25 protein-coding genes are annotated in these 22,740 nt (G+C 63.8%); 6 read left to right on the plus strand and 19 right to left on the minus strand.

Annotated features, from left to right (window positions below):
* Nucleotide 1: 1 nt before the first annotated feature.
* On the plus strand, nucleotides 2–982 hold the full coding sequence (locus E4M07_RS21495) for a helix-turn-helix transcriptional regulator (protein ID WP_136660461.1): 981 nt from the start codon (nucleotides 2–4) through the stop codon (nucleotides 980–982).
* A gap of 23 nt (nucleotides 983–1,005) precedes the next feature.
* Here E4M07_RS21495 and E4M07_RS21500 read toward each other — a convergent pair whose 3' ends face one another.
* The 13 genes from E4M07_RS21500 to E4M07_RS21560 all read right to left on the minus strand — a co-directional run bounded on the left by E4M07_RS21500 (nucleotide 1,006) and on the right by E4M07_RS21560 (nucleotide 12,474).
* A complete protein-coding gene (locus E4M07_RS21500) occupies nucleotides 1,006–1,713 on the minus strand; it encodes an ABC transporter ATP-binding protein (protein ID WP_206057338.1) in 708 nt (235 codons plus the stop codon).
* Nucleotides 1,710–2,441 carry an ATP-binding cassette domain-containing protein gene (locus E4M07_RS21505; RefSeq protein ID WP_136660578.1) on the minus strand — a complete coding sequence of 244 codons (732 nt, stop codon included), beginning with the start codon at nucleotides 2,439–2,441 and terminating at the stop codon, nucleotides 1,710–1,712. The genes E4M07_RS21500 and E4M07_RS21505 overlap by 4 nt, the downstream gene beginning before the upstream one ends.
* Nucleotides 2,438–3,394, minus strand: a complete 957-nt coding sequence (locus tag E4M07_RS21510) for a branched-chain amino acid ABC transporter permease (RefSeq protein ID WP_136660462.1) — start codon at nucleotides 3,392–3,394, stop codon at nucleotides 2,438–2,440. The genes E4M07_RS21505 and E4M07_RS21510 overlap by 4 nt, the downstream gene beginning before the upstream one ends.
* 1 nt (nucleotide 3,395) lies before the next feature.
* The gene (locus tag E4M07_RS21515; protein ID WP_136660463.1) at nucleotides 3,396–4,247 is read right to left on the minus strand and encodes a branched-chain amino acid ABC transporter permease; all 852 of its coding nucleotides are present in this window, start codon (nucleotides 4,245–4,247) and stop codon (nucleotides 3,396–3,398) included.
* 60 nt (nucleotides 4,248–4,307) lie between these two features.
* Nucleotides 4,308–5,597: an ABC transporter substrate-binding protein gene (locus E4M07_RS21520; protein ID WP_136660464.1), complete on the minus strand. Its 1,290-nt coding sequence runs from the start codon at nucleotides 5,595–5,597 to the stop codon at nucleotides 4,308–4,310.
* A 100-nt stretch (nucleotides 5,598–5,697) separates the two neighbouring features.
* On the minus strand, nucleotides 5,698–6,111 hold the full coding sequence (locus E4M07_RS21525) for a Rid family hydrolase (RefSeq protein ID WP_136660465.1): 414 nt from the start codon (nucleotides 6,109–6,111) through the stop codon (nucleotides 5,698–5,700).
* Nucleotides 6,112–6,116: 5 nt separating this feature from the next.
* Complete coding sequence (locus E4M07_RS21530) at nucleotides 6,117–7,304, minus strand: malate dehydrogenase (RefSeq protein ID WP_136660466.1); 1,188 nt, start codon at nucleotides 7,302–7,304, stop codon at nucleotides 6,117–6,119.
* On the minus strand, nucleotides 7,304–7,939 hold the full coding sequence (locus E4M07_RS21535) for a BMC domain-containing protein (RefSeq protein ID WP_206057339.1): 636 nt from the start codon (nucleotides 7,937–7,939) through the stop codon (nucleotides 7,304–7,306). The genes E4M07_RS21530 and E4M07_RS21535 overlap by 1 nt, the downstream gene beginning before the upstream one ends.
* A 2-nt stretch (nucleotides 7,940–7,941) precedes the next feature.
* Nucleotides 7,942–9,321, minus strand: coding sequence for an aldehyde dehydrogenase family protein (locus tag E4M07_RS21540; RefSeq protein WP_136660467.1), 1,380 nt, complete (start codon nucleotides 9,319–9,321; stop codon nucleotides 7,942–7,944).
* On the minus strand, nucleotides 9,321–10,511 hold the full coding sequence (locus E4M07_RS21545) for a hypothetical protein (RefSeq protein ID WP_136660468.1): 1,191 nt from the start codon (nucleotides 10,509–10,511) through the stop codon (nucleotides 9,321–9,323). The genes E4M07_RS21540 and E4M07_RS21545 overlap by 1 nt, the downstream gene beginning before the upstream one ends.
* Nucleotides 10,512–10,556: 45 nt before the next feature.
* Nucleotides 10,557–10,865 carry a BMC domain-containing protein gene (locus E4M07_RS21550; protein WP_136660469.1) on the minus strand — a complete coding sequence of 103 codons (309 nt, stop codon included), beginning with the start codon at nucleotides 10,863–10,865 and terminating at the stop codon, nucleotides 10,557–10,559.
* A gap of 1 nt (nucleotide 10,866) precedes the next feature.
* Entirely contained in the window at nucleotides 10,867–11,175 is a 309-nt protein-coding gene (locus tag E4M07_RS21555; protein WP_136660470.1) for a EutN/CcmL family microcompartment protein, read from the minus strand.
* A gap of 3 nt (nucleotides 11,176–11,178) precedes the next feature.
* Nucleotides 11,179–12,474 (minus strand): glutamine synthetase family protein, encoded by a 1,296-nt coding sequence (locus tag E4M07_RS21560; RefSeq protein WP_246660544.1) that lies wholly within the window; start codon nucleotides 12,472–12,474, stop codon nucleotides 11,179–11,181.
* A 90-nt stretch (nucleotides 12,475–12,564) separates the two neighbouring features.
* On the opposite strand from E4M07_RS21560, the gene E4M07_RS21565 reads away from it, so the two are divergent.
* The 3 genes from E4M07_RS21565 to E4M07_RS21575 all read left to right on the plus strand — a co-directional run bounded on the left by E4M07_RS21565 (nucleotide 12,565) and on the right by E4M07_RS21575 (nucleotide 15,488).
* Complete coding sequence (locus E4M07_RS21565) at nucleotides 12,565–13,701, plus strand: FAD-dependent oxidoreductase (RefSeq protein ID WP_169054335.1); 1,137 nt, start codon at nucleotides 12,565–12,567, stop codon at nucleotides 13,699–13,701.
* 153 nt (nucleotides 13,702–13,854) lie between these two features.
* The gene (locus E4M07_RS21570) at nucleotides 13,855–14,526 is read left to right on the plus strand and encodes a thioredoxin family protein (protein WP_136660472.1); all 672 of its coding nucleotides are present in this window, start codon (nucleotides 13,855–13,857) and stop codon (nucleotides 14,524–14,526) included.
* A gap of 119 nt (nucleotides 14,527–14,645) precedes the next feature.
* The gene (locus E4M07_RS21575; protein WP_136660473.1) at nucleotides 14,646–15,488 is read left to right on the plus strand and encodes an alpha/beta hydrolase; all 843 of its coding nucleotides are present in this window, start codon (nucleotides 14,646–14,648) and stop codon (nucleotides 15,486–15,488) included.
* A 25-nt stretch (nucleotides 15,489–15,513) separates the two neighbouring features.
* Here E4M07_RS21575 and E4M07_RS21580 read toward each other — a convergent pair whose 3' ends face one another.
* The 6 genes from E4M07_RS21580 to E4M07_RS21605 all read right to left on the minus strand — a co-directional run bounded on the left by E4M07_RS21580 (nucleotide 15,514) and on the right by E4M07_RS21605 (nucleotide 21,012).
* Nucleotides 15,514–16,659, minus strand: a complete 1,146-nt coding sequence (locus E4M07_RS21580; protein WP_169054336.1) for a fumarylacetoacetate hydrolase family protein — start codon at nucleotides 16,657–16,659, stop codon at nucleotides 15,514–15,516.
* A 115-nt stretch (nucleotides 16,660–16,774) separates the two neighbouring features.
* Nucleotides 16,775–17,443: an RraA family protein gene (locus E4M07_RS21585; RefSeq protein ID WP_136660474.1), complete on the minus strand. Its 669-nt coding sequence runs from the start codon at nucleotides 17,441–17,443 to the stop codon at nucleotides 16,775–16,777.
* A gap of 30 nt (nucleotides 17,444–17,473) precedes the next feature.
* A complete protein-coding gene (locus E4M07_RS21590; RefSeq protein WP_136660475.1) occupies nucleotides 17,474–18,214 on the minus strand; it encodes an FCD domain-containing protein in 741 nt (246 codons plus the stop codon).
* Between the two features lie 16 nt (nucleotides 18,215–18,230).
* Entirely contained in the window at nucleotides 18,231–18,974 is a 744-nt protein-coding gene (locus tag E4M07_RS21595; RefSeq protein ID WP_206057340.1) for an ATP-binding cassette domain-containing protein, read from the minus strand.
* Between the two features lie 2 nt (nucleotides 18,975–18,976).
* Nucleotides 18,977–19,981, minus strand: coding sequence for an ABC transporter permease (locus tag E4M07_RS21600; RefSeq protein WP_246660545.1), 1,005 nt, complete (start codon nucleotides 19,979–19,981; stop codon nucleotides 18,977–18,979).
* Nucleotides 19,982–20,031: 50 nt separating this feature from the next.
* The gene (locus tag E4M07_RS21605) at nucleotides 20,032–21,012 is read right to left on the minus strand and encodes a substrate-binding domain-containing protein (RefSeq protein WP_206057341.1); all 981 of its coding nucleotides are present in this window, start codon (nucleotides 21,010–21,012) and stop codon (nucleotides 20,032–20,034) included.
* Nucleotides 21,013–21,194: 182 nt separating this feature from the next.
* Between E4M07_RS21605 and E4M07_RS21610 the strand changes: the two genes are divergently transcribed.
* The gene (locus E4M07_RS21610) at nucleotides 21,195–21,977 is read left to right on the plus strand and encodes an SDR family oxidoreductase (RefSeq protein WP_136660476.1); all 783 of its coding nucleotides are present in this window, start codon (nucleotides 21,195–21,197) and stop codon (nucleotides 21,975–21,977) included.
* Nucleotides 21,974–22,735 carry an SDR family NAD(P)-dependent oxidoreductase gene (locus E4M07_RS21615; RefSeq protein WP_136660477.1) on the plus strand — a complete coding sequence of 254 codons (762 nt, stop codon included), beginning with the start codon at nucleotides 21,974–21,976 and terminating at the stop codon, nucleotides 22,733–22,735. The genes E4M07_RS21610 and E4M07_RS21615 overlap by 4 nt, the downstream gene beginning before the upstream one ends.
* Nucleotides 22,736–22,740 lie beyond the last annotated feature (5 nt).

A 22,740-nucleotide genomic window follows, 5' to 3' on the forward strand; every position in this document is an offset into this window, starting at 1 on the left:
CATGAAGAACAGCCTCAATGCGTTTTCGAATTTCGTGTCCGAAATGCACGAACGCGTGCGCAACGACGATGCCGAGGGGCTTGCCCGCTGGGCCGTCGGGGAACTGTCCGAAACGCTCGGATTCGACGCCGCCTGGTACGGCTGGGCCGACATCCGGCCCGAGGGCGTCAACATCCATGCCAATGCGTCCTTGAACCTGCCGGACGACTATTACGACACATGGCTGACCATGTCGGATCAGGATCTTCTGGCCGCGAAGTTCCTGAAGGCCCCGGATGGCGTTGCCATCTACAACCGCACCGACCGGCTGCAGACCGACGGCATGGTCTATCTGGCCGACAAATACGGCCTGAAGAAACTCGCAACCGCCATGCACACGCGCCCGGGGCGCATTGCCTCGTTCTACCTTTCGAGTTACCGGGTCGGGCCCCATTCGCGGGAATGGTCCGATGCCGAACAGGAGTTCCTGCAATGCGCCGTGGATCAACTTTCCGCGGCCATGAAACTCTCGACGTCGGAGCCCGGAAGGCCGCAGGATCTGGGAGCTGTCTCCATATTCGTCAATGAGAATGGTATCGGCATCCTTGGCCTTTCAAACCTGCGCGAGCAGCTCGGTGAGATCTGGCCCGAATGGGACGGCGATCATCTGCCGGACCGCCTTCAAAGCCTGATCGGCGTTCCGGGCGAACACATCCTGACCGACCGTGGCCTTGTCGTTCAGTGCGAGAACGCGCCGGGCCTCGAGGGCATGGGCCTGAAAAAACTGACGCTGCGCCGGCTGACGCCGTTCGACCTTCTCACTCACCGTGAGCGCGAGGTGGCGCGCACGCTTGCCGCCGGCAAGAGCCACAAGGAGGCAGCGCGCATCCTCGGCGTCGCGCCGGCGACTATCCGCAACCAGACGCAGGCCATCTATGCCAAGCTCGGCATCGGCAACCGCGCCAGCCTTTCCAACATGGTTCCGGAAATGCGCGACGGCTGATCGACGCGGGCGGCAATGAGGCGTCAGTGGCCGAAATAGGCCTTGTTCAATTCCTCGTCCGACCCGAGTTCGTCGGCGGTCCCGCTCATCTTCAATTCGCCGGTTTCGAGAATGTGCAGATGGCTGGCGAGGCTCATCGCAAAGTTGGCGTTCTGCTCGGTAATGACGATCGTCAGGCCGGTTTCGCCGTTGAGCCGCCGCAAGGATTCGGCGATGTCATGACAGACCTTGGGCGCAAGGCCGATGGTCGGCTCGTCGACAAGCAGGAGGCGCGGACCGGTCATCAGCGCCCGGCCGAGCGAGACCATCTGCCGCTCGCCGCCGCTTTGCGTGTAGGTCTCCTGGCTGCGCCGCTCGGCAAGCCGCGGGAAAAGGTCGAAGACGTGCTGCAGGTTCCTGTCCGCCTCGTCCCTTGCCGTGAAGGCGCCGACCATCAGATTGTCGAATACCGACATATAGGGGAACAGGTTGAAGCGTTCCGGTGCATAGCCGACACCCTGTTCGACAATGGCGCGGCTCGAAAGCCCCGCCAACGACTCGCCGCCGAGGCGGATGTCGCCCTTGATCGCCGTCAGACCCATGATCGAATCGAGCAGGGTCGACTTGCCGGCGCCATTGGCGCCGACGACGGCGACGATCTCGCCCTTTTCCACGGCGATATCGACATTGTGCAGTGCGCGGGCCTTGCCGTAATAGGCGGACAGGCCCTCGATCTCCAGGAACGCCATCATTCGCCTCCCAGATAGGATGCGCGGACATCCGGATCGGCCATCACCTTGGCGAAAGACCCCTCGGCGACGATGGAGCCATGGTTCATGGCGATGGCCCGGTCGATCAGCGGCTCCAGCGAGCGCAGATCATGGCTGACGATGATCAGCGTCATGCCGGCCTCGCGTTTCTTGTTGATGAGATCGGCGATCTGGGCGATTTCGCCGGCCGTCAGCCCGGCGAAGACCTCGTCGAGCAGCATGATCGACGGATCGGTCGCCAGGGTGCGCGCCAGTTCCAGCTTGCGCAGATCGCCCATCGACAGTTCCGCCGGATGCCGGTTGAGGTCATTCTCGCTGAAGCCGACACTCAGCGCCAGCTCGATCTCCTTGTAGCGGTCCGGATTGCGGGTCAGCATCTGCCAGATACTGTTGGGCATCAGGCCGAGCCGGATGTTCTCCAGCACATCCATCTCGGCGAAGGGGCGCGGTATCTGATAGGTCCGGCACACGCCACGGCCGATGCGCGCATAGGTCGGCAGAGCCGAAATGTCCTCGCCATTGCACAGGATCTCGCCGGCGGTCTGGCGGTGCTCGCCCATGATCAGGCTGAATATGGTGGTCTTGCCGGCCCCGTTCGGACCGATCAGGCCGAGCGACTCGCCATTTTCGACATTGAACGACATGTGGTTGGTGGCGGTGAGCCCGCCGAAGCGTTTGACGACGTCCTTCAGTTCCAGCGGATAGCTCATGGCCCGGCCCCCGCCCGCACCGCCCGCAGCCTGCCCCAGCCCTGTTTGGCGACCTCGTAGATGCCCTTGGGCTGGTACATGTAGAGGATGAGGGCGATGCCGCCATAGATGAAATAGCGCTCGGCGCCGGGCAGGACCGGACGCAGGTATTCGAGCAGGAAAGTCAGGAAGAACGCACCGATCATCGGACCGATGATGGTCGAGGCGCCGCCGATCAGCGCGGCGACGATGATGGTGAAGAGGAAATTGATGTCGAACAGCGCCCGCGGCGCGATCGAGCCCAGATAGTGGACGTAAAACGCGCCGCCAAGACCGGCAATGAAAGCGGCGATCATGAACGCTGCGAGCTTCAGCTTGGTCGTGTCGAGCCCGCTGCCGCGCACCGATTCCTCGTTCATGCCGATGGCGCTGAGCGCCGTTCCGAGCCGGGTCTTCATGACCAGCCACATGGCTAGCGCGATGATGACCATGAGGCTGAAGGAGAGGTAGTAGTTGTTGACCGCGCCGCGCGTGATCGTTTCGATCCCGGACATGCCGCGCGTCCCGCCGGTGAGATCCGGGCGTATCACCTGGACGAGCTGGTACATGAGTTCCATGAAGGCGAGCGTGACGAGGGCGAAATAGCTGCCGCGAATGCGCAGCGCCGGCAGGAAGAATAGCGTCCCGCCGATCATGGTGGCGACGACCGCGAGCGGAATCGAAGCCGCCACCGGAAAGCCGAAGCGGTAGGACAGGATCGCCGAGGTATAGGCGCCGATGCCGATCAGGAACGGATGGCCGAAGCTGATATAGCCCGTCCTTCCGGAAAGCACGTCCCAGCTGATCGCGAAGATGGCCAGGAAATTGGCGAAGATGATGGTGCGAAGCGTTCCCTTGGAGACGAACTCCGGCAGCGCCAGCATGACGACGATAAACGCGATCCACAGCGCGATATGCTGCCAGCGGATGCCCATGTCACAACTCCTCCCGGCCGAACAGGCCGCGCGGGCGCATGACGAGAACACCGATAATGAGCAGCATGGTGAAGACGCCGCGCAGTTCCGCGGCAATCAGCGTCGTCGATATGATCTCCATGAATCCGATGATGTGGGCGACGATCAGCGAGCCGATGATGGAGCCGATGCCGCCGACGATGACCACCGCGACGGCAATGATGAGCGGCGCCACCCACATGGACGGGCTGAGCTGCGTGTAGCTGGCGAAGAAGACGCCGGCGACGGCGCCGAGCGCACCCGATATGCCCCAGGTGATGAGATTGATCCGGTCCGGGTCCACGCCGGATATGGCGGCGCCCTTGACGTCCATCGACACGGCCTGCATGGCGCGGCCGATATGGGTATTGCGCACGAAGAGATAGAGCCCGATGAGGATCGCCCAGCTGGCAAGCGCCGCCGTCAGGATGTTGAAGGTCACCGTCGCGCCGCCGATACGCCAGACACCGGGCACGATCGGGTGCAGGATCTTCGAACTGTCGTTGAAGACGAGAACGATGCCGGCCTGGATGACCACCGCCAGGATGAGCGTCGAGATCTCCACCGCGACATGGTCGCCCTTGAGCGTCTTGACGATCAGCCGGTATTTCAGAATGCCGATGACGCAGCCGAAGATGGCCGCCATGAGTATGCCGGCGATCTGCGGCAGGCCGAGCACCTGGGTGAAGTGGTAGTACACATAGCCGCCGATCATCAGATAGGCGCCGTAGGCGAGGTTGAGAACGCGCCCGATGCTGAAGATCAGGGTGAAACCGACAGCAATCAGCGCGTAGAGCCCGCTTAGGAGCAGCCCCTGGATAATAATCTGGCTCATGGTCAGATATCGCGGTTCCGGAAGGTCCGGCGGCGCCCGTCGGACGCCGCCCAAATCAGCTTATTTCTTGACCCAGGACGGGACCTGAAACTCGCCGGTTGCGTATTTTTCCGGATAGACGACGGCAGCCGTACCGTCCTCGTACCACTGGATCACGACCATCGAGGGCGATCCGTCGTCATAGGGGTCGGTGATGTCGAAACGGGCGTTGTGCGGATAGGTCCGACCGGTGCGCGGCTCGACCTCGTCACGGCCCCAGAAGCCGTAGCGCAGCCACATCTGGCCGTCCTTTTCAAGAACGAGGTCCTGCTTTTCCATCGCATCGACCCAGGTCGAATTGTTGAAGCCGCCCGCCTCCTCGGCCGCCGCGAAGGCCTGCTTCAGACCGTGATAGGCGTTGAAGCCGTTGAAATGCGGGAATTTCGGCCGGCTGTCGCCGTATTTGGCGACATATTTGTCGACGAATTCCTGCGATTTCGGATCGAGCGCGAAACCGACAGACGGGACCGGGCTCAGCGTCGAGATGCCGCCGCCGGCACCGCCGGTGTCCTCCCAGTATTCCTGCCCGAGGGCCGCGACATTGACGCCGGTCATGCCCATCGGCACCTGCAGCTTCACATATTGCGACGAGACGACCTGCGAATTCACCGACGAGATGAGGTAAATGAAGTCGGCGCCGGAATCGACGGCCCGGCTGAACAGCGGCGCGAAATCGACCGTGGCGATGTCATAGACGATGGTGTCGACGACGTCGATGCCGGCATTCGGCGCCAGCGCCTCGGAGACAAGGCCGTTGATGGCGTTTCCGAAGGCCGTGTCCTCCTGCAGGATGACGACGGATTTCCAGCCCATCTTGTCGGCAAGAACGTCCTTGCCGAAGTCGATATAGAGCGTCGCCAGCGCCTCGTCGGACGCAATGTTCATGAAGTAGGGCTTGTAGCTGTCATAGTCCTCGACCAGCTTGTCGATGATGCCGATATAGGACGTCCAGGTGTCGAGCGTCGGAATCTGGTACTCGACCATGCGCGGCAGCCAGCCGAGCGATACGTCGTCGATCGATCCGGAGACGATGAAATCGACCTCTTCGGTCTCGGCCAGGTACTCATAGGCCTTGATGCCTTCCGTGACGTCCTCGCCCGTATCGGCCTTGATCAGCTTGATCTGCTGGCCGCCGAGGACGCCGCCCGCGGCGTTCAGCTCCTCAATGGCGAGCTCGGCCCCGCGCAGCGTGCTGAGACCCGTATCCGACGAGAGCGATCCGATGAAACCGACTTTGACTTCGGCCTGCGCGGCCTGAACGGCAAACAGCAGCGCGCCCGCTGCCGCGGCACTTCTTAGTATCCCTGACATGTTCTTCCTCCAGAAGGTTGGCCCAGTTATTATTATTGTATCCTGTATACAGTACACAGAATTCGAAAGCGATCAACCTTTTTGACCGCTTCTAAAACGCCTATTCCCCGAAAACCGGCTTGAGGCCGTCCGTGATCAGCGCATCCGCCTCGATCTCGATCATCATGCCGGGCATCGTCAGCCCCGCCTCGACGCCGCTGGTCACCGGATCGATGCCGCGGAACACCTCGCCATGGGCGCGCACGAACGCCCCGCCGCCCGCCGCCATGTCGGTCAGAAACGCGCGCGTGCGCACCACATGGTGCAGGCCGGCGCCCGCTTCGGCGAGCGCTTCCTCGATGCGTTTGAAGATGAAGATAGCCTGGGCGTAGGTGTCGCCCGGCGCGTGCAGCCGGCCGCTCGGCTCAACCGCTGTCGTTCCGGCCACATAGACAAAGGGCCCGACGCGCTTGACCCGCGCATAGGCGCCGATCTCCTCGAAGCGCCCACCCGTCTTGACCGTCTCGATGATCATCGCCGCTATTCCCCGAGCCGCTCGCGGATGGCCTCGGCCGCCGCCTGCAGCGCGTCCAGTTCGGACTGAGACAGGGGCAGTTCCTCGACCGAAATCAGGCCGCCGCGCCCGAGATGACACGGCACGCCCAGCACGACGCCGGAGATCCCGAATTCGCCGTCCAGCATGACGGATGCGGGAACCGGTCCCGTGCGGGCGCCGCGTATATGATCGATGAGTTCGAGCGAGGCGTGAGCCGGCGCGATCGTCGCGGAGCCGGTCTTGCGCAGGGCAACCACCTGCCCTCCCCCGGTGACGGCGTCCTTGACGCAGGCATCGATCTGCTTGTCGTCCAGGAAAACATCGAGCGGGCGGTCCTTGATGCGTGCCCGCGAGACGATGGGTGCCATCTCGTCGCCGTGGGAGCCGAGGGTGATCGCCTCGACATCGGCGCTCGAGACGCCGGCGGCGAGAGCCAAGGCATTGCGGAAGCGGCTGCTGTCGAGCGTTCCGGCCATGCCGAGCACCTGTTCGCGCGGAAAGCCGGTGGCGCGCAGCATCTCGACGGTCATTTCATCGAGCGGATTGGTGACGACGATGACGACCGCATCCGGCGCTTTCGAACGGATGGCCTCGGCGGTCGCGTGAATGACACGGCGGTTGACGTCGATGAGATCGGCCCGGGTCATGCCCGGCGTGCGCGGGCGACCGGCGGTGACCACCACCACATCGGCGCCGGCCACGGCGGAAAGATCCTCGCCACCGGAGGCGCGGGTGCGGCTGCGCGACACGCCGCTCGCATGGTTGAGATCGAGCGCCACGGAAGCGGCGAGCCCCGGCACGACATCAATTAGGACGATCTCGTCGGCCGCTGCGGCGTTGGCCGCCAGATGGCCGATATTGGCGCCGACACCGCCGGCCCCGATCAGTGCCAGCCTCCGGATCGTCGACGCTGCGCCGTTTTTCGGCCGCTGCGGCGCGATCCAGCGCGGCGAGCGGCGGTAAAGCACGCGCCGCAAGGACGTCGCGCCGTCGGTCCGGTGCACCTGCGGCCGTTCAATCGGGCCGGGCACCAGCTTGATGCCGAGCCTTGCCGCGGTTTCTTCAGCCTGGGCCGTGACGATATCGGTCGGCATGATCTCCATGACGACGCGCCCCTTGGCGCGCGTCTCGGCGACGTGCTCGGATCCGATGACTCGCCGGCCCGCGCTCATCAGCCTTCCTGCCCGTCAACGCTGTTGATGGCGGTCGTCGCCGCCTCGATGGCGGTCTTGACGGAGTCCTCGCTGCCGGAAATGAACAGCCGCCCGAAACGCCCGACCGCCCGCACCTCGACGATATCGACATCGGCCGATTTCTCCGCCTCGTTCGCGGCAATCGAGATATAGGCCGCTGGGGCACACTCGATGATGCCGAGCGTCTGGCCCGGCACCAGCAGCGCGCCCTTGCGCCACTTGTTGAGAAGCTGCGCCTGGTAGGGCTCGACCGAGGTGATGACCTGGGTCGAGGCGACCGACGGCTTCACCCGGTCGCTCATCGAGGCGCCGAGCTCGGAGAGGATCGCGTCGCGCGCGGCGCTGACCTCCGCGTTGGAAGGCGAGCGCAGGATGAAGAAGCCGAATTCGCGTTCGACCAGCTGCGTCGTCGCTTCGACCGCGCTCGCTTTCAGCGCCCGGTCGATCAGCGTGAAGACGCCGTTGCCGGGCGCGAATTCGCCGATCAGGACCGTGTCGCCGGAAAGCGGCACGGAGCCCTGCACCGTCGCGCCGTTATAGGCGGCGAATTTCGGCTGCAGATTGTCGATCTGCATGAGGGCGCGGATGGTGATTTCGTTCGCCTGTCCAGCCAATCCTATTCTCCGTATTCATCGTAGATGTCGCGCCAGGGACGGCTCTCGTAGGCGACGCGCTTGATGTTGATGAGATGCAGTGCCGTGACGTTGTCCGAAGTGATCGAGCCGGACCAAGTGCCGGTGCCGAGCATGAAGCTCGGCTCCAGTTCGGTGGAATAGCCCATGCCGCCCATGATCGCCGGTGTGTTGACCAGCACGCGGCCCGTCGGGATCGCGCTGTAGCGCGCGACGACACCTGGGTCGTCCGAATGGATCACCGACGAGTGGCCCCAGCCCTCGAAGCGGGCGATGGCGTTCGACAGCTCGATCGCATGATCGGCGTCGCGGGCCTCGTAGAACGCGAGCACCGGGTTGAGTTTCTCTGCCGACAGCGGGCGTTGCCAGCCGATCTCTGTCTCCTCGGAAACCAGGCAACGCGTATTTGGCGGTATCGAGAAGCCGGCCTTGTCGGCGAGGCTTTGCGGCGACTGACCGACATTTTGCGGATCCATCGCCTGCTTGCCGGCGAAGATGACGCCGGCCAGGCGGTCCGCCTCCGCCGGGGTGCAGAAATAGGCGCCCTTGAGTTTCATCTCGTGGCGCAGCTCGCGGGCGATCTTGCGGCTGGCGATCACCGCCTGCTCGGACACGCAGGCCGTGCCGTAGTCGAAACATTTGGACGTGACGATCTGTTCGGCGACCTCGCCGAGCTGGTCGGCTTTCGAATCGTCCACGAAACAGGGAACGTTGCCGGCGCCGACCGCGAGCGTCGGCTTGCCGGACGAGTAGGCGGCGCGCACCATGCCCGGCCCGCCCGTCGCCATCACGACTGAGGTGCGGCGGTGGCGCATCAGCTCGGCCGTGCCCTGGATCGTTACCTGATCGAGGCACTGGATCAGCCCCTTGGGCGCGCCCATCTGCTCGGCGGCATCGGCCATGATCCGCACCGTCTCCAGCCCGCACTGAACGCCGCGCGGATGCGGCGCGCAGACAATCGCATTGCCGGCTTTGACCGCCGAAAGCACCTTGTAGATGATCGTCGAGGTCGGGTTGGTGACCGGGATCAGCGCCGCGACCACGCCCATCGGCTCGCCGATGGCCGCGACCTTGGCCGCGTCGTCGCGCCACAGGACACCGAGCGCGGTGATGTCGCGCAGATAGTCGGCGACCGACAGGGAGTTGAAGAGGTTCTTCACGCGCTTGTCGGCAACGTTGCCGTAGCCCGTCTCCTCCACCGCCAGCTCGCCGAGGCGCTTGGCCTCCGGCTCGATGGCGCGCGCCATGGCATCCACCATGGCATCGATCGCCGCCGGCTCCGTTCCGAGGAAACTGCGATAGGCCTCGAATGCGGATTCGGCGCAGCGCCGTGCGGCGGCAACGGATTTCAGGTCAGCATCCATCAGCGCGCTCCACCGGCAATGTCGTCAAGTAGGCGGCGGGCGTCCTCGATGCCGCCGGAATCGATGCCGATCATCTCCAGGCGCCGACCGGCATTGCCCATATCGGCGCCGAGCACGGTACCGGCGAGCGTCACCATGGCCTGGGTCGCGGGCACGGCGACACCGGCGATTCCGGCTGCGGAGACGAGCGGCACAAGCGAGCCGATCGTCGCACACCGCACGATCCGCTGCGCCTCATCGGGCTGCGGCACCGGGCGGCTGCCCTCGCCTTTCAACGCGCCGGCGTGGCGTTCCTGCCATTCGGCAAGACCGGGAAGATCGCGGACGCCGAACCGGCGCGCCACGTCCCGCCGTTCATCCGCCATGGCGGCCATGATCGCATTGTGCTGAGGGCCGATGAGCGCCCTGAAGGTCTCGTTTTCGGAAAGCGGCGCGGCTTCATCCGGGATGGACGGGCGGCCGTCGGCGACCGCCGGGCCGCCAAGCAGGAGCGCCGGCACCTCGACCAGCCCGGAGCCGTCGTCGAAACTACTGCGTACCGTGTTGATGGCCGGTTCCACGTTCGGCAGGAACGGTTTCAGCCCTTCAAGGATCGCCTCCCGGCCGGCCGGCAGGGTCGCGGCCGCGACCTTCGCCGCGGCGGACAGGTGGATCTGGTTGCCGGTGATGCGGAACCAGTAGGGAAGGCCCTGCGCTTCCACGATCGTGTAGTCGGCGGTTGCCCCGCCGATGCGCAGCAGCCAGGCCGCCTCGGCGGCGCCGAAGGACCGGCCCGGCGCCAGGACCAGGATCTGGCCGTCGCGCACATGATCGGCGAGCACCATGGCGTAGGTGCGCTGCTTGTGGACGGGCCCGGTCAGGAAGATCACTTCTGCACCGGCAACGGCGCGGTCCAGTTCCGCGGTGGTCGCGATCGACGGCGCGTCGGGTTGGTCGACCTGGTAGTTGCCGACCGGCCCGGCGCCGCGTAGCGCAATGCCGTGCCCAGCGCGCAACGCATCGAGCTCGGCACCGTAAGCCGAAAACAGCGTCACCTCAGCGCCCGCGGCAAGACAAAGCGCCGACAGCATCAGCGCGTCGCCGCCGCCGCCGAGCACCGTCACGCGCTCGAAGCGCGGTGGTGACGCGGCATGACTTCCGCGCGGCCGGGCGGCGACCGCCTCGGCAAATTCCTGGAACCCGCTGTCCATGATTAAACGTCTTTCCCTCTGGTCGTGTCAGGAACCGCGGGCGGATTATTCGGCGGATCCACCGCCGAGCGAGGAGATAAGCGTCTCAAGCTCGTCATGCGGCCGCGGGATGACATGGACGGCGATCACTTCACCGATCTTGTTTGCCGCGACGGCGCCGGCATCTGCGGCCGCCTTGACGGCACCGACTTCGCCGCGCACCAGGGTGGAAACGAGGCCACCGCCGGACTTCGTCTGGCTGATGATGGTGACACTGGCCGCCTTGACCATGGCGTCGGCAGCCTCGATGGCGGCGACAAGGCCGCGCGTTTCGATCATTCCAAGGGCCGCCTGGCCACTTACGGGTTTAGCCATTTTACGATTTCCTTCTGTTGGACGTGGCTGAGCGGGTTGTGCCCGCCCTGATATCGATGTGGTCGACGATGGCGACCACCGTCGCGTCGACCGGAAGACCGCCGACCTTGGCGGGCAGCCGCGCCGCCGAACCGGTGGCAAGCAGCACCAGGTCGCCGGCCCCCGCCCCGCAGGTGTCGGCAACGACAACCGCCTTTTCCAGCACCGCGCCGGCACCGTCCTCGACGTTGCACAGTAAAAGAGCCGTGCCCGAGAGACTTGCGTCCTTGACGGTGGCCGTGACCGTTCCGGTTATGCGCGCGATCCTCATGGCTCAGAAATTCTCGATATAACGATCGAGCTCGACCTGGGTGACCTGCTCGTCGAAGAAGCCGATCTCACGCTCGGCCTGCTGCACGAGCAGCTCAAACATGTCGTCGCCGAAGACCGATTTCATGAATTCCGATCCCCGCGCCTGTTGCACCGCTTCGCGGATGTCTGTCGGGATCGGATCGGCATCGGCCTCTTCATAGGCATTGCCGGTCGCCATCTCGGACGGCTCCAGCCCCTGCTCGATGCCATCCAGCCCGGCGGCCAGCTCCGCGGCAATGAGAAGGTAGGGGTTGCAGTCGGCGCTGGCGTCGCGCTTTTCGGCGCGCACGGCGCTCTCGTTGCCTTCGATGATGCGGATGCCGACGGTGCGGTTATCGATGCCCCAGCTCGTATTGATCGGGCAGAACGTGTAGGGCTGGCGACGGCGATAGGCATTCGGCGTCGTCGCGCCGCACAGCGCCGTCTCGGCCATACGCTTTTGCAGGCCGGCCACGAAATTGCGGCCGACGGCGCTTAGCTTGCCGCCGTCGGAGAAGGCGTTGCCCCCTTCCCTCCAGAGCGAATAGTGGGTGTGGAAACCGTTGCCCGACTGGTCGATGAACGGTTTCGCCATGAAGGTGGCGAGGTAGCCGTGGACGGTCGCGAGCTGCTTGACCAGCGAGCGGAACATGACGACACGGTCGGCGGCCTGCAGCGCGCCCCCGTAGCGGATGTTCACCTCGACCTGCCCCGGCGCATATTCCGGATTGGACTGCTCGATCGGGATGCCTGCCTCGTTGATCTGCTGGCGGATCGGCCCCAGCACGTGCTCGAGTTCGGCGGCGCGGGCCAGCGAATAGACCTGGATGCCCTGGTCGCGCGGCTGGCGGGTTTCCGGATCGAGGAGATGGAACTCGAGCTCGGTTCCGACATTGACCTCGAAACCCATCCCCTTCGCCCGCTCGACCTGGCTGACAAGCGCGTTGCGCGGGTCGATCGGAACCGGCTTGTGGTCCATGCCCTCAGCGCGCGCCAGGCAAAAGGCGACGCCCGGCTCCCAGGGCAGCGGCACCGGCTGGGTGATCGGAAACATGTGCATGTCCGGATAGCCGTTGTCGAAATTGACATAGGGCGTGTCCCAGACGTCGCAGGTCATATCGATGGCGAAAAGCGCGATGGAAAGTGCGTTGCCGCTCTTGCAGATATGGTCCCAGTGGGTCGACGGGATGCGCTTGCCGCGCATGATACCGTTGAGATCACCGAGGCCCATGGCCACGGTATGCGTGCCTTCCGGCAAGGTGAATGCTGCACCCGACAAGATCGTTCCCTCCAAAATGCGGCCTTGAAGACCGTTCGTATTCTGAATACAGTATTCAGAAATCGAGAACAAAGCAAGAGGGAAATCACGATGCGTAGCGAAGCGATTGTCGTCGGCGGCGGTATAGCCGGCGCCATGACCGCCCTTGCACTGGCACGCCGAAACATCAAGACAACGCTCGTCGACCGCTGGGAACCCGGCCATTCGCGTGCATCGTCCACAGACTACAACAGGGTGATCCGCTCGATCCACGGGCGCGACGAGTTCTATACGCGCTGGGCGCGCGAATCCCGCGAGCGCTGGCTGGAGATGCAGGCCGAGACCGGGCAGCGCCTCTACTACGAGTGCGGTGCGCTGATCCTCGCCACCGCCGGCCACTGCGACTGGGAGGACGCGACGGCCGAGACCTTCCAGAAGCTGGGCGTGCCGTTCCACCGTTTCTCGCCCGACGAGATCGCCGTCAGGTTTCCGCAATTCGATCCGGCCGGCATTTCCTACGGGCTCTACGAGCCGGAAGCCGGAATGGTCATGGCCCACCGCGCCGTCATCACGACGATCGACCTCTTCAGGAAGGCCGGCGGCAAGGTCGCGCGCGGGCGCGTCGAGACCGACCGGAACGAACGCCCGGTGCTGGACGGCAGGCCGCTGGAGGCGGATCTCATCGTCATCGCGACGGGCGCCTGGATGGGCGACATGTTCCCGCGCACCGTCAAGCCGATCACCAGCGTCGTCGGCGTCAACGTGCTCTACACCTCGACGCCCGACGGCAGCACTGCTTTCGACCTGGAGAACATGCCCTGCTGGATCGACCACGGTCAGGGCTCCTTCGGCCTGCCCTCTACCGAGGGCTCCGGCGTCAAGGCCGCCGTTGTCATCCCCGACACGATCGATCTCGACCAGGACGAGCGGCTGATCCGCCGCCAGACGCTCAACCGGACGCGCAGCTATATCAAGAAACGCCTGCCCGGCCTTGTCGGCGAGAAGGTGGTGGATTCGAAGTTCAACCAGATCGTGCTGACCCCCGATACCCATTTCATCGTCGACCGGCATCCCGAGCACGGAAACGTGCTGCTGGCCGGGGGCTGCTCAGGTCATCTCTTCAAGCACGGCCCGGTCTTCGGCGATTTCGTCGCCGGCGTCGGCCTCAAGGATTTCGGCACCGCCGACCGCTTCAAGATCGCCGGCCGCAAGAAACTTTCGCCGAAGGAAAGCCCGTCGGGGCGGTAGGACAGCCTGTCAAGGACGAAGCCGGCCAGTCCGGCACATGCAACCGTCCGGAATCGCCGGCGGCCGCACGCCGCTTTTGCGCCTGCATTCTTGATGCTAACATGCGGGCCTGAGGATGCGGCTGGCGCGCGGCAGGACCTTTGGAGGGATGATATGGTCTATCATTTGCCCAGGGCAGCAGTAGCATCGGGGCTGATGACATTTGTCACCGGCGTTCTCGTTGTCAGCGTGTTGGCCTTGACGGACGGACGCAACGCACTGGCACAGTCCGTCGATAAACCGGCGACGCAGGCGCAGGAAAACGCGACGGAGCGACCGCGTCCCACCGATGAGCCTGAAATCCAGCGCCTGCGCGCCCAGTGGTATGACAACCGGACCTTCGAGGCCTATGCGGACGCGCTGGCGGAAGGCAAACCGACATTCATCTTCTTTTCGGCAGACCAGTGCGGTTTCTGCCTGACGATGCTCGAGCGGTTTCGCTGCCCTGCCATCGCGCGCTACGCGGGATTCATGAAGTTCGGCACCGCCTGGCGCGAAAAGGACGAAGGCGGAGACCAACTGGCGTCGGCGCTCAATGTCGAGCGCTATCCGACGACCGTCATATTTAAAACGGACATGGACAAACTGCACGTGATCGGCCGCATCGAGGGCGTCTTTCCTGCGCACGACATCGATCGGGTGATACAGGAGGCGTTCAAGGAGTATGCCGGAGCCGATGGAAGCGGGGCACCCGACCTCTTGAGCGTTGAGGAAACACGCAAGATGCTCGACCAGGCCGGGATTGCGCGGCCCTCGGAGGCATTTTGCGCTGGCGAAGAGAATTGACGGGATCCGGGTGACGGCAAGGCAGTGCCGGTATATGGTCCGGCTTCGCTCCGACCATCCACACCGCGGCGCATCAGCCGCATCCGGTCGTACCTTTTCTTTTCCGAGCCGGTGAGCCCGTGTCCGATTTCGACGATCAGTTCAATCTGCGCAAGCGCCACCCGATCTCCCGGTATCACCTGCTCCTGAACGTTTTTCAGAGCTTACTCGCCCGGCAGTTGATGGATTGCAGCCTCGACATCAGCTATGGCGACAGCGCCGGCCAGTCGCTGGATATCTTTCCTGCGAAACCGGATCGCGCACCGGTCTTCGTCTTCATCCACGGCGGCTATTTCCGGGCACTGGACAAGAGCCAATACCGGTACACGGCATTTCCGATGGCAAAGGCCGGCTACACGACGGTCCTGGTCAATTACGACCTGGCGCCGAAGGTCCGGGTTGCCGATATCGTTGAGCAGGTGCTGGCCGCATTCGAATGGATCCGGGAAAATATCCACAAGTGGCACGGCAATCCCGACGATATCGTCCTGTGCGGGCATTCGGTGGGCGCGTTCCTGGCGGCCAAAATTCTCGAAAAGGACTGGCCGGGCGGCAGTGGCGTCATGAAGGCCGCCCTGCTGAGCGGCCTCTACGATCTTGGCCCGATGAAACGGTCCTATCTCGACCGGGAACTGCGGCTTACGGACGAGGATGTCGCGACCCTGAGCCCGCAAACCGGAACGTTGCTCGAGAGGCCGGAACTGCTTGTCGCTGTCGGCGAACGGGAGTCGGAGGTTTTCACCAACCAATCAATAGCTTACAGCCGAAAGCTCAGCGAAGCCGGTATCCGCAATGAACTGCTCGTCGTGCCGGGGATCGACCACTACACGATGTCGCGGCTTCTTTCCCGCCGAAACAGCGTCATCGTTGACTGGATGACGCGATCCGAACCGGCCGTTGCGGCAGGCACACCATCTGTTTGATGGCTTGGCCGGCTTTCGTGCGGTTTCAAATCAGCCGCCGTTTCGCCAGGTTGCGCATCAGATGGCTAGCGCCGAAGGTCCAGGGCGCGCATTCGGTGGACAGGCGCACGATGTTGCGCAGCGTGCCAAACCCGGGCGACGCGATCTCGACCACGTCGCCGAGCTTGTGGGTAAAGCCCTCGCCAGGAACGTCGCGGTCCTGCGTGGGCGCGAAAAGCGTGCCGAGGAAAAGCATGAGACCGTCGGGATACTGGTGATGCCGGCCGATCGTCTGCGCCACGAGATCTTCCGGATCACGGCTGATCTCCGACATCGAGGAATGGCCGCTCAGAACGAACCCGTCTTCGCCCGTGACGGTCAGGTCGAGCTCGGCCCGGCGCACATCGTCCAGCGAGAACGTATCGTCAAAGAGCCGGATCATCGGCCCGAGCGCGCAGGAGGCGTTGTTGTCCTTGGCCTTGGAGAGCAGCAGCGCCGAGCGCCCCTCGACGTCGCGAAGGTTCACGTCATTTCCGAGCGTCGCGCCGACGATGCGCCCCCTGGACGAGACCGCCAAGACCGCTTCCGGCTCGGGATTGTTCCAGCTTGAGACCGGGTGCAGGCCGACCTCGGCGCCTGGCCCGACGGATGACAGAACCTGTGCCTTGGAGAAGACCTCGGCGTCGGGGCCGATGCCGACCTCGAGATACTGGCTCCATAGCCCCTCCTCGATCAGCGCGACCTTCACCTTCGCGGCTTCCTCGGAGCCGGCGCGGATGTTGCGCAGGCTGTCGCCGATCGCAGCGCCGACGCGGGCCCGAATCTCCTCGGCCAGCCCGGGATCGCCGGACGCCCGCTCCTCGATGACCCGCTCGACCATGGAACTCGCGAATGTGACGCCGCAGGCCTTCACCGCCTGCAAATCGCAGGGCGCCAGGAAGTGTATGGCGGTGGCATTACCCGGCACATTGCCGGCGATGTCGTCGAGCGATCCGAGGTCCCTGCCCTCCCGGGACCGCACGTGGGAGACCGGATCGTCCAGCTCGCAGACATCGCGGACTGTCGGCGCCGCGCGACCGGTGATGTCGATAACGCGGCGGTCACGTACGGTGACGACAGCCGGGCCTTCCTCGGACGGCAGCCAGACCCGCCCCAGGAATGTCCCTTCGTCCGGTATGATGGTCGCGCCCAATCTCGGTCCTCCCGTAAAAACAGCCGCAGCCGCGACACACTAGCATGACGGTTCAAATCTACCGCGTCCGCTGCCGGTCCGCTGTCCTTGAAGTCTTCTTTTGAGACCGGGCCACCTAAAGCACCCGGAACCGCTCCCAAACGTCGCGCAGATAGCCGCCGTTCAGCAGCAACTCGCGGGCGGAATTTTCCTTCGAGGCCTTTTCGCGCGCCTTTTCGGCAATCTCCAGGGCAATGGCCCCCGGCACGAAGGTCACGCCGTCGCGGTCGCAGATCACCAGGTCGCCGGGGTGAACCGTGCGCCCGTAAACGCTGACGGGCGTGTCCTGCTCCTGTATCGAAACGCGCCCAAGGCTGTCGGTCGGGCGGGCGCCGCGCCCGTATACGGGAAACCGCCCGAGCGCCTCGATCTTGTCGATATCGCGGACGTAACCGTCGATGATGGCGCCGCGCGCGCCGCGACCCACAGAGGCGGTTGAAAACAGCTCTCCCCAGGCGGCGGCCGGGCGGCCCGAACAGTCGACGATCGCCACATCGCCGGGCCTCAGCGAATCGATGAAGTCGATTTCGCCGCCATAGGGCCGGTCCGGGATATCCGACACCGGCCGGCTCACGGCGGTACGCGCCCAGCCGACCAGCACGCCGCTGTTGCCCGCGAGCAGCCTGAGGCCGGGCTCAAACGTCTGCTCGCGCCGGCCGGCCGCGTCGCAGACATCGGAAAAGACCGCGGAATAGGTGGTGGCGCTCAGACCGTCGAGGTCGATTGCTTCATGGTTTTCGGACATCGGGAAATCCAGCGTTGTTGGAGGCGCCGGCTATTCGAAACCGGAATCGATGATGCAATTGCGCGCGGTGTTGAAGTGCTCGGTGATCTTCTCGACCGCCGTGCCCGTCGCGCGCCTGGCGATGGCATCGCTGATCTGGCCGTGGAGCTCGATATGCTCGCGCACGGTCTCAAACTCGCCGAGCGCGGCATATCCCACCGGGCCGGTCCAGCGCATGACCAGCTCAAGGGACTGCTGCACCAGAAGGAAAAGCGGATTGGCCGCCGCTTCCGCCCACAGCAGGTGAAGCCGGATGTCGAGGTCGGTCAGCTTTTCGACGTCATCCACCGAGACCCGCATTTCATCGACGATCTCGTTCATGCGTGCAATCTGCTCGTCGGTGCGCCGCAAGCAGGCCAGGTACACCGAGCGTGTCTCCAGGGTCTGGCGCAGATCCCAGGTCTGCAGCACGCTGACCTGGGCGGTCTGGACCGCATGGTTGATCAGCACGGCTATGTTCTTGCCGTTTATCGGGGCCAGTTCGGGTCGGCGACCGTTGCTCACGGTCAGGACGCCGATTTGCGCCAGGGCGCGCACGCTCTCGCGGACCGTTCCGCGACTGACGCCGAAGCGCTCCGCCAGCACACCCTCGCTCTGCAACTGATCGCCGGGACCGAGGCCCTCGGCCTGGATCAGCTCGATGATACCGTTGACGGTATCCGACGCTGCGGTGCTCGTTGTCGAGGAACGCCGCTTTTTCTCGTCCGCAATCATGGTTGTCCTGTCCGACACTGGAGTTTGTTCCTTGCTACAGAAGGTCTTCGATTTCGCTCACCGAGAAGTCACGCGTCAGCCGGTCTGCCACGACGAGGCCCCGCGACATCACGACGATACGGGAACATGTTTCGAATACGTGGTTCAGATTGTGGCTGATGAAGATTCCCGAGTACCCCCTTTCAGGAAGCTGCCTGGTGAACGCCAGAACGTTGTTGGTTTCTTTTACCGATATATGATTTGTCGGCTCATCCAATATCATGATCTTGGCTTCGAACTGCAATGCCCGGGCGATCGCGACACCCTGGCGCTGGCCACCGGACAGGGCGCCGACGCTGGCATCAGGCGAGCGCAGATGAAATCCGACCTTGGCCAGCGCATCTTCCGAGCACTCGCGCATTGCGGCCTTGTTGAGAAATCCGAAGCCGCCAAGCGACCAGGTCAGGACTTCCCGGCCAAGATAGATGTTCTGCGCGATCGTCATGTTGGGGACGGTGGAATTATACTGGTGGATCGTCTCGACACCCAGTGCCATGGCGTCGCGCGGCGACCGCAAGGCCACGGGCTCGCCGTTGAACAGGATCTCGCCGCCGGTCGGCTGTTCCGCGCCCGACAGCATGCGTATCAGGGTCGTCTTGCCGGCGCCGTTGTCGCCGATCAAACCGATGACCTCGCCCTGCCTGAGCTTGAAATCGACGCCCTTGACCGCATGCACGGCACCATAGGACTTCTTGAGCGACCGGGTCTCGACGACGACCGGGCTAGATTGCTGATCCACGGTCACTTCTCCTCGAACCTGGACAGTTTGCGCCCGATCCACGCGTGGGTGATTACCGCCGTGATCATCAATATGCCGGCTGCGAACTTGAACCAGCTGGCATCCATGCCGGTGAGGATAAGACCGTTCTCGATCACCTTGAGAAGGGCGAGGCCGACCACCGCGCCGATCACCGTCCCCTTACCGCCGGTCAGTGCCACGCCGCCGATGACGGCAGCGGCAATGACCTGCAGTTCGAGTCCCTCGCCCAGCGACGGCAGCGGGCTGCGCAGCCGGAACACCTGGATCAGGCCGGCAAGGCCGGCGAGGAAGCTGCACAGCATGAACGCGCCGATCTTCACGGCGAAGGTGTTGATGCCGACCGATTTGGCGACCTCCTGCTGACCGCCGATGGCGTAGGTCCAGGCACCGATGTTGGTGCTGCGCAGATAGACCGTGATGATCACGAAGATGGCGAAGAACCAGATCATCGAGGCCTTGAACGGACCGATGCTGCCGGCGAAGAGCCAAACGGGCGCATCCTGGGCGAATGTCGGCGGAAATCCGCCCGATATCGTCACCGTGATGCTGCGGACGACAAACAACATACCGAGGGTGGTGATGAAGGACGGCAGATTGAAGCGCAGCGTGACGTAGCCGTTGACGAAACCAACGGCCAGCGTCGCGGCGATTGCCAGCAGGATGGTCAGATCCGTCGGCCAGCCGAGTTGCGCGAGCGAAAAAGCCATCATCGGCGCAAGCGCAAAGACGGACCCGACGGACAGGTCGAATTCGCCGGCGATCATCAGAACCGTAATCCCGATGACAACAAGGCCGATCTCGGGAAGCACCGTCAGGACATTGCTGACATTGTAGGCGGTCAGGACGATGCCGCCGCTAAGCACCTGAAAGATCAGGATCGTCAGCAACAGCAGGAGAACGCTCAGCGTCTCCGGGCGGGCGAGGAATACCAGGGCATTCCGGGACGGCTCCCGCGCCGCGTAGGTGTCGGCTTTCATAACGGACATCTTGTCTCCGTGGCGGCCGCCCCGGCTCGGCCGGGGCAGCTCTCACGTCCTTACTTGAAGGTTTCCAGGGCCGCGCGGGCCGTTTCAGGGGTGAACACACCGCGGCCGGTGTCGACGCTCCAGGCAGGCTGTGCCTGTTTCTTCATCAGATGCACCTGCACCACGGGCAGATAGCCCTGCAGGTACGGCCCCTGGTTCACGACGGTCTGGATGTAGCCCTTGTCCATGTATTCGACGACTTCCGGAATGACATCGAAGCCCGAAAGGAGAACCTTGCCAGCCTCGACACCGCGCTCCTCGAGCACGCGCGCGACCGATGCTTCCCAAAACCCCATGTCGAAATAGGCGGTAAGGTCAGGATGCGCGTCGTAATAAGCGATGACACGCTCGGCGGCGACGGCCAGGTCGGTGCCGGAATCGATACGCTCGACCGTGACCTCGCGGTCGGGATTGGCGGCCTTGTATGCGGCTATCGCATTCTCGATGCCCTTGGCGCGCTCTTCCGACCAGGTCTGACCCGGCGCAGAAATGCCGAGCAGAATGCGGATCGGTCCTTCCGCGGGGAACAGTTCGGCCGTGTTGCGGCCGAGCACCTCGCCGGCATCGACGAAATTCTGCCCCAAGTATGAGAGCCGTCCGCAGTCCTCGCCCGAGACCGCGTCGACATTGGAAGCCAGAACAATGATGCCGCGGTCGCTTGCCTCCTTGATCACCGGACAGATCGCCTCGTCATTGGCAATGGCCGTGACGATCGCATCGGCCTGGCGGGCAATCGCCGTGCGGATGTTGTTGATCTGGTCGGGAATCGACCCTTCCGTATTTGTAAAGAGCATCTGGCAGTCGGCGTTGTAGTCTTCGCAGGCCTGGTCGAAACCCGTGCGAACCCCGCGCCAGAATGAATTGCTGACCGACGAATGATGCGTGAACACGATCGTCAAAGATTCGGCCGCCGCCGGCTGCGACGTTGCCATGACCGAAACCGCTGTTGCCGCCGCTAGCGTCGCTCCGGCGATAGTCCTGATTAGTGACATAATCTCCTCCCTTCGGATTGCCGAGTGGCGCAGATATGACCTATCTGATAGGTTATGTCAATACTGTAAGAATTTCGAGCCGATTTTGGCCGAAATTTGCATATAAGCTAATGTACAGGCTTGAAATCAGCACGGATTTCTGCATATTTGCCAAAGCTATCATATAGGTTTGGAGGAAACCTGTGGACGATAACAGGAGCATTGTCATATTCGGAGGGGCCCGCGGAATCGGTGCCGCGGTGGCCAGGCGGTTTGCCGCATCCGGCGCCCGCGTTTTTGTTGGAGACGTGCTGGCGGACGAAGGCGAAGCACTGGCCCGGGAGAATCGAACTACCTTCGCCCGTTGCGACGTGGCGCAGGCGGACGAAATCTCGGCGCTGTTCGACCTGGCCGTCGCCGAATGCGGCAGGATCGATGTCGTCTTCAACAATGTCGGCATCGCCCGTTACGGCGAGGTCGACGGGCTCAGCCTCGAAGACTGGGAACTGACACTTCGGGTCAATCTCACGGCGCAGTTCCTGTCCTGCAAGCGGGCGGTCGCGGAGATGAAGAAGTCCGGCGGCGGCGTGATCGTGAACACCGCCTCCATCCTCGGGCATGCGAGCCAGAAAACCACATCCGCCTATGCCGCCTCCAAGGCCGGCGTCATGGCGCTAACGCGGACCGTGGCGATCGATCACGCCAGGGACAATATCCGCTGCGTGTCGGTCTCGCCCGGAACGATCGACACCCCGCTGGTGCAGATCGCAGCGCAGACTTTCGAGGGACGCGACCCGGAGGACCTGCGCCGTGAATGGGCAGACCACCACCCGCTGCGCCGCCTCGGACGGCCGGAAGAGGTTGCTGAAACGGTCTATTTCCTGGCCTCAGACAAGGCCGGTTTCATCACCGGTTCCGACATTCTGATCGACGGGGGCATTCGTTCCGAGCTGTACGCGGAAAAACCGGGAGAGCCGGCCCAATGATCAATCTGGAACACAAGACAATCGTCATTACCGGTGCCGCCGGCGCTTTGGGAACCGTCATTGCGAAACACCTGACGGATCTGGGTGCCAGGGTGGCCGCACTGGACATTCTGACACCCGACGAGGCCGCGGCAGCGCTCGACCTGCAGCCGGGGCGGCTCGACTACTGGCAATGCGACACGGCCGACATTCCCTCCTGCCAGGAGGCGCTCAAGGACATCGCCGCCCGTCTCGGCATGCCCGATGTCGTTTGTTGCCACGCGGGGCTGGTCGGCGTCGCACCGATAGAAGGCTACGATGCGGACGATTTCGACAGGCTGATGCAGGTCAATCTGCGCGGCGCCTTCGTGCTTGCCCAGGCGGCGGTCAAGCAGTGGCTGGATACAGGGGCCACCGGACAGCTGATCTTCACCACATCGTGGGTGCACGATCATCCCTGGCCGGAAATCACGCCCTATGCCGCCAGCAAGGCGGGCCTCAATGCACTCATGCGGGGTTTTGCCCGGGAACTTGCCGGCCGCGGCATCCGCGCGAATGCCATCGCACCGGGCATCGTCGCGGCGGGAATGGCGCTGAAAACCTGGAACGAAAACGCCGAATACCGGGCGCGCGCCTCCGTCGCCATTCCGCTGGGCGAACTCCAGCCGGTTGAAAGCGTCGCCAACGCGTTCGCCTTCATGTGCTCGGATCTCAGCGCCTACATGACCGGTTCGGTGCTGACCGTCGATGGCGGCTGCAGCCTCTATCCCAATATCTGAAAGCA

The sequence above is a fragment of the Nitratireductor sp. XY-223 genome (genome assembly GCF_004959855.1).
In the GTDB taxonomy this organism is placed as follows: Bacteria; Pseudomonadota; Alphaproteobacteria; order Rhizobiales; family Rhizobiaceae; genus Hoeflea_A.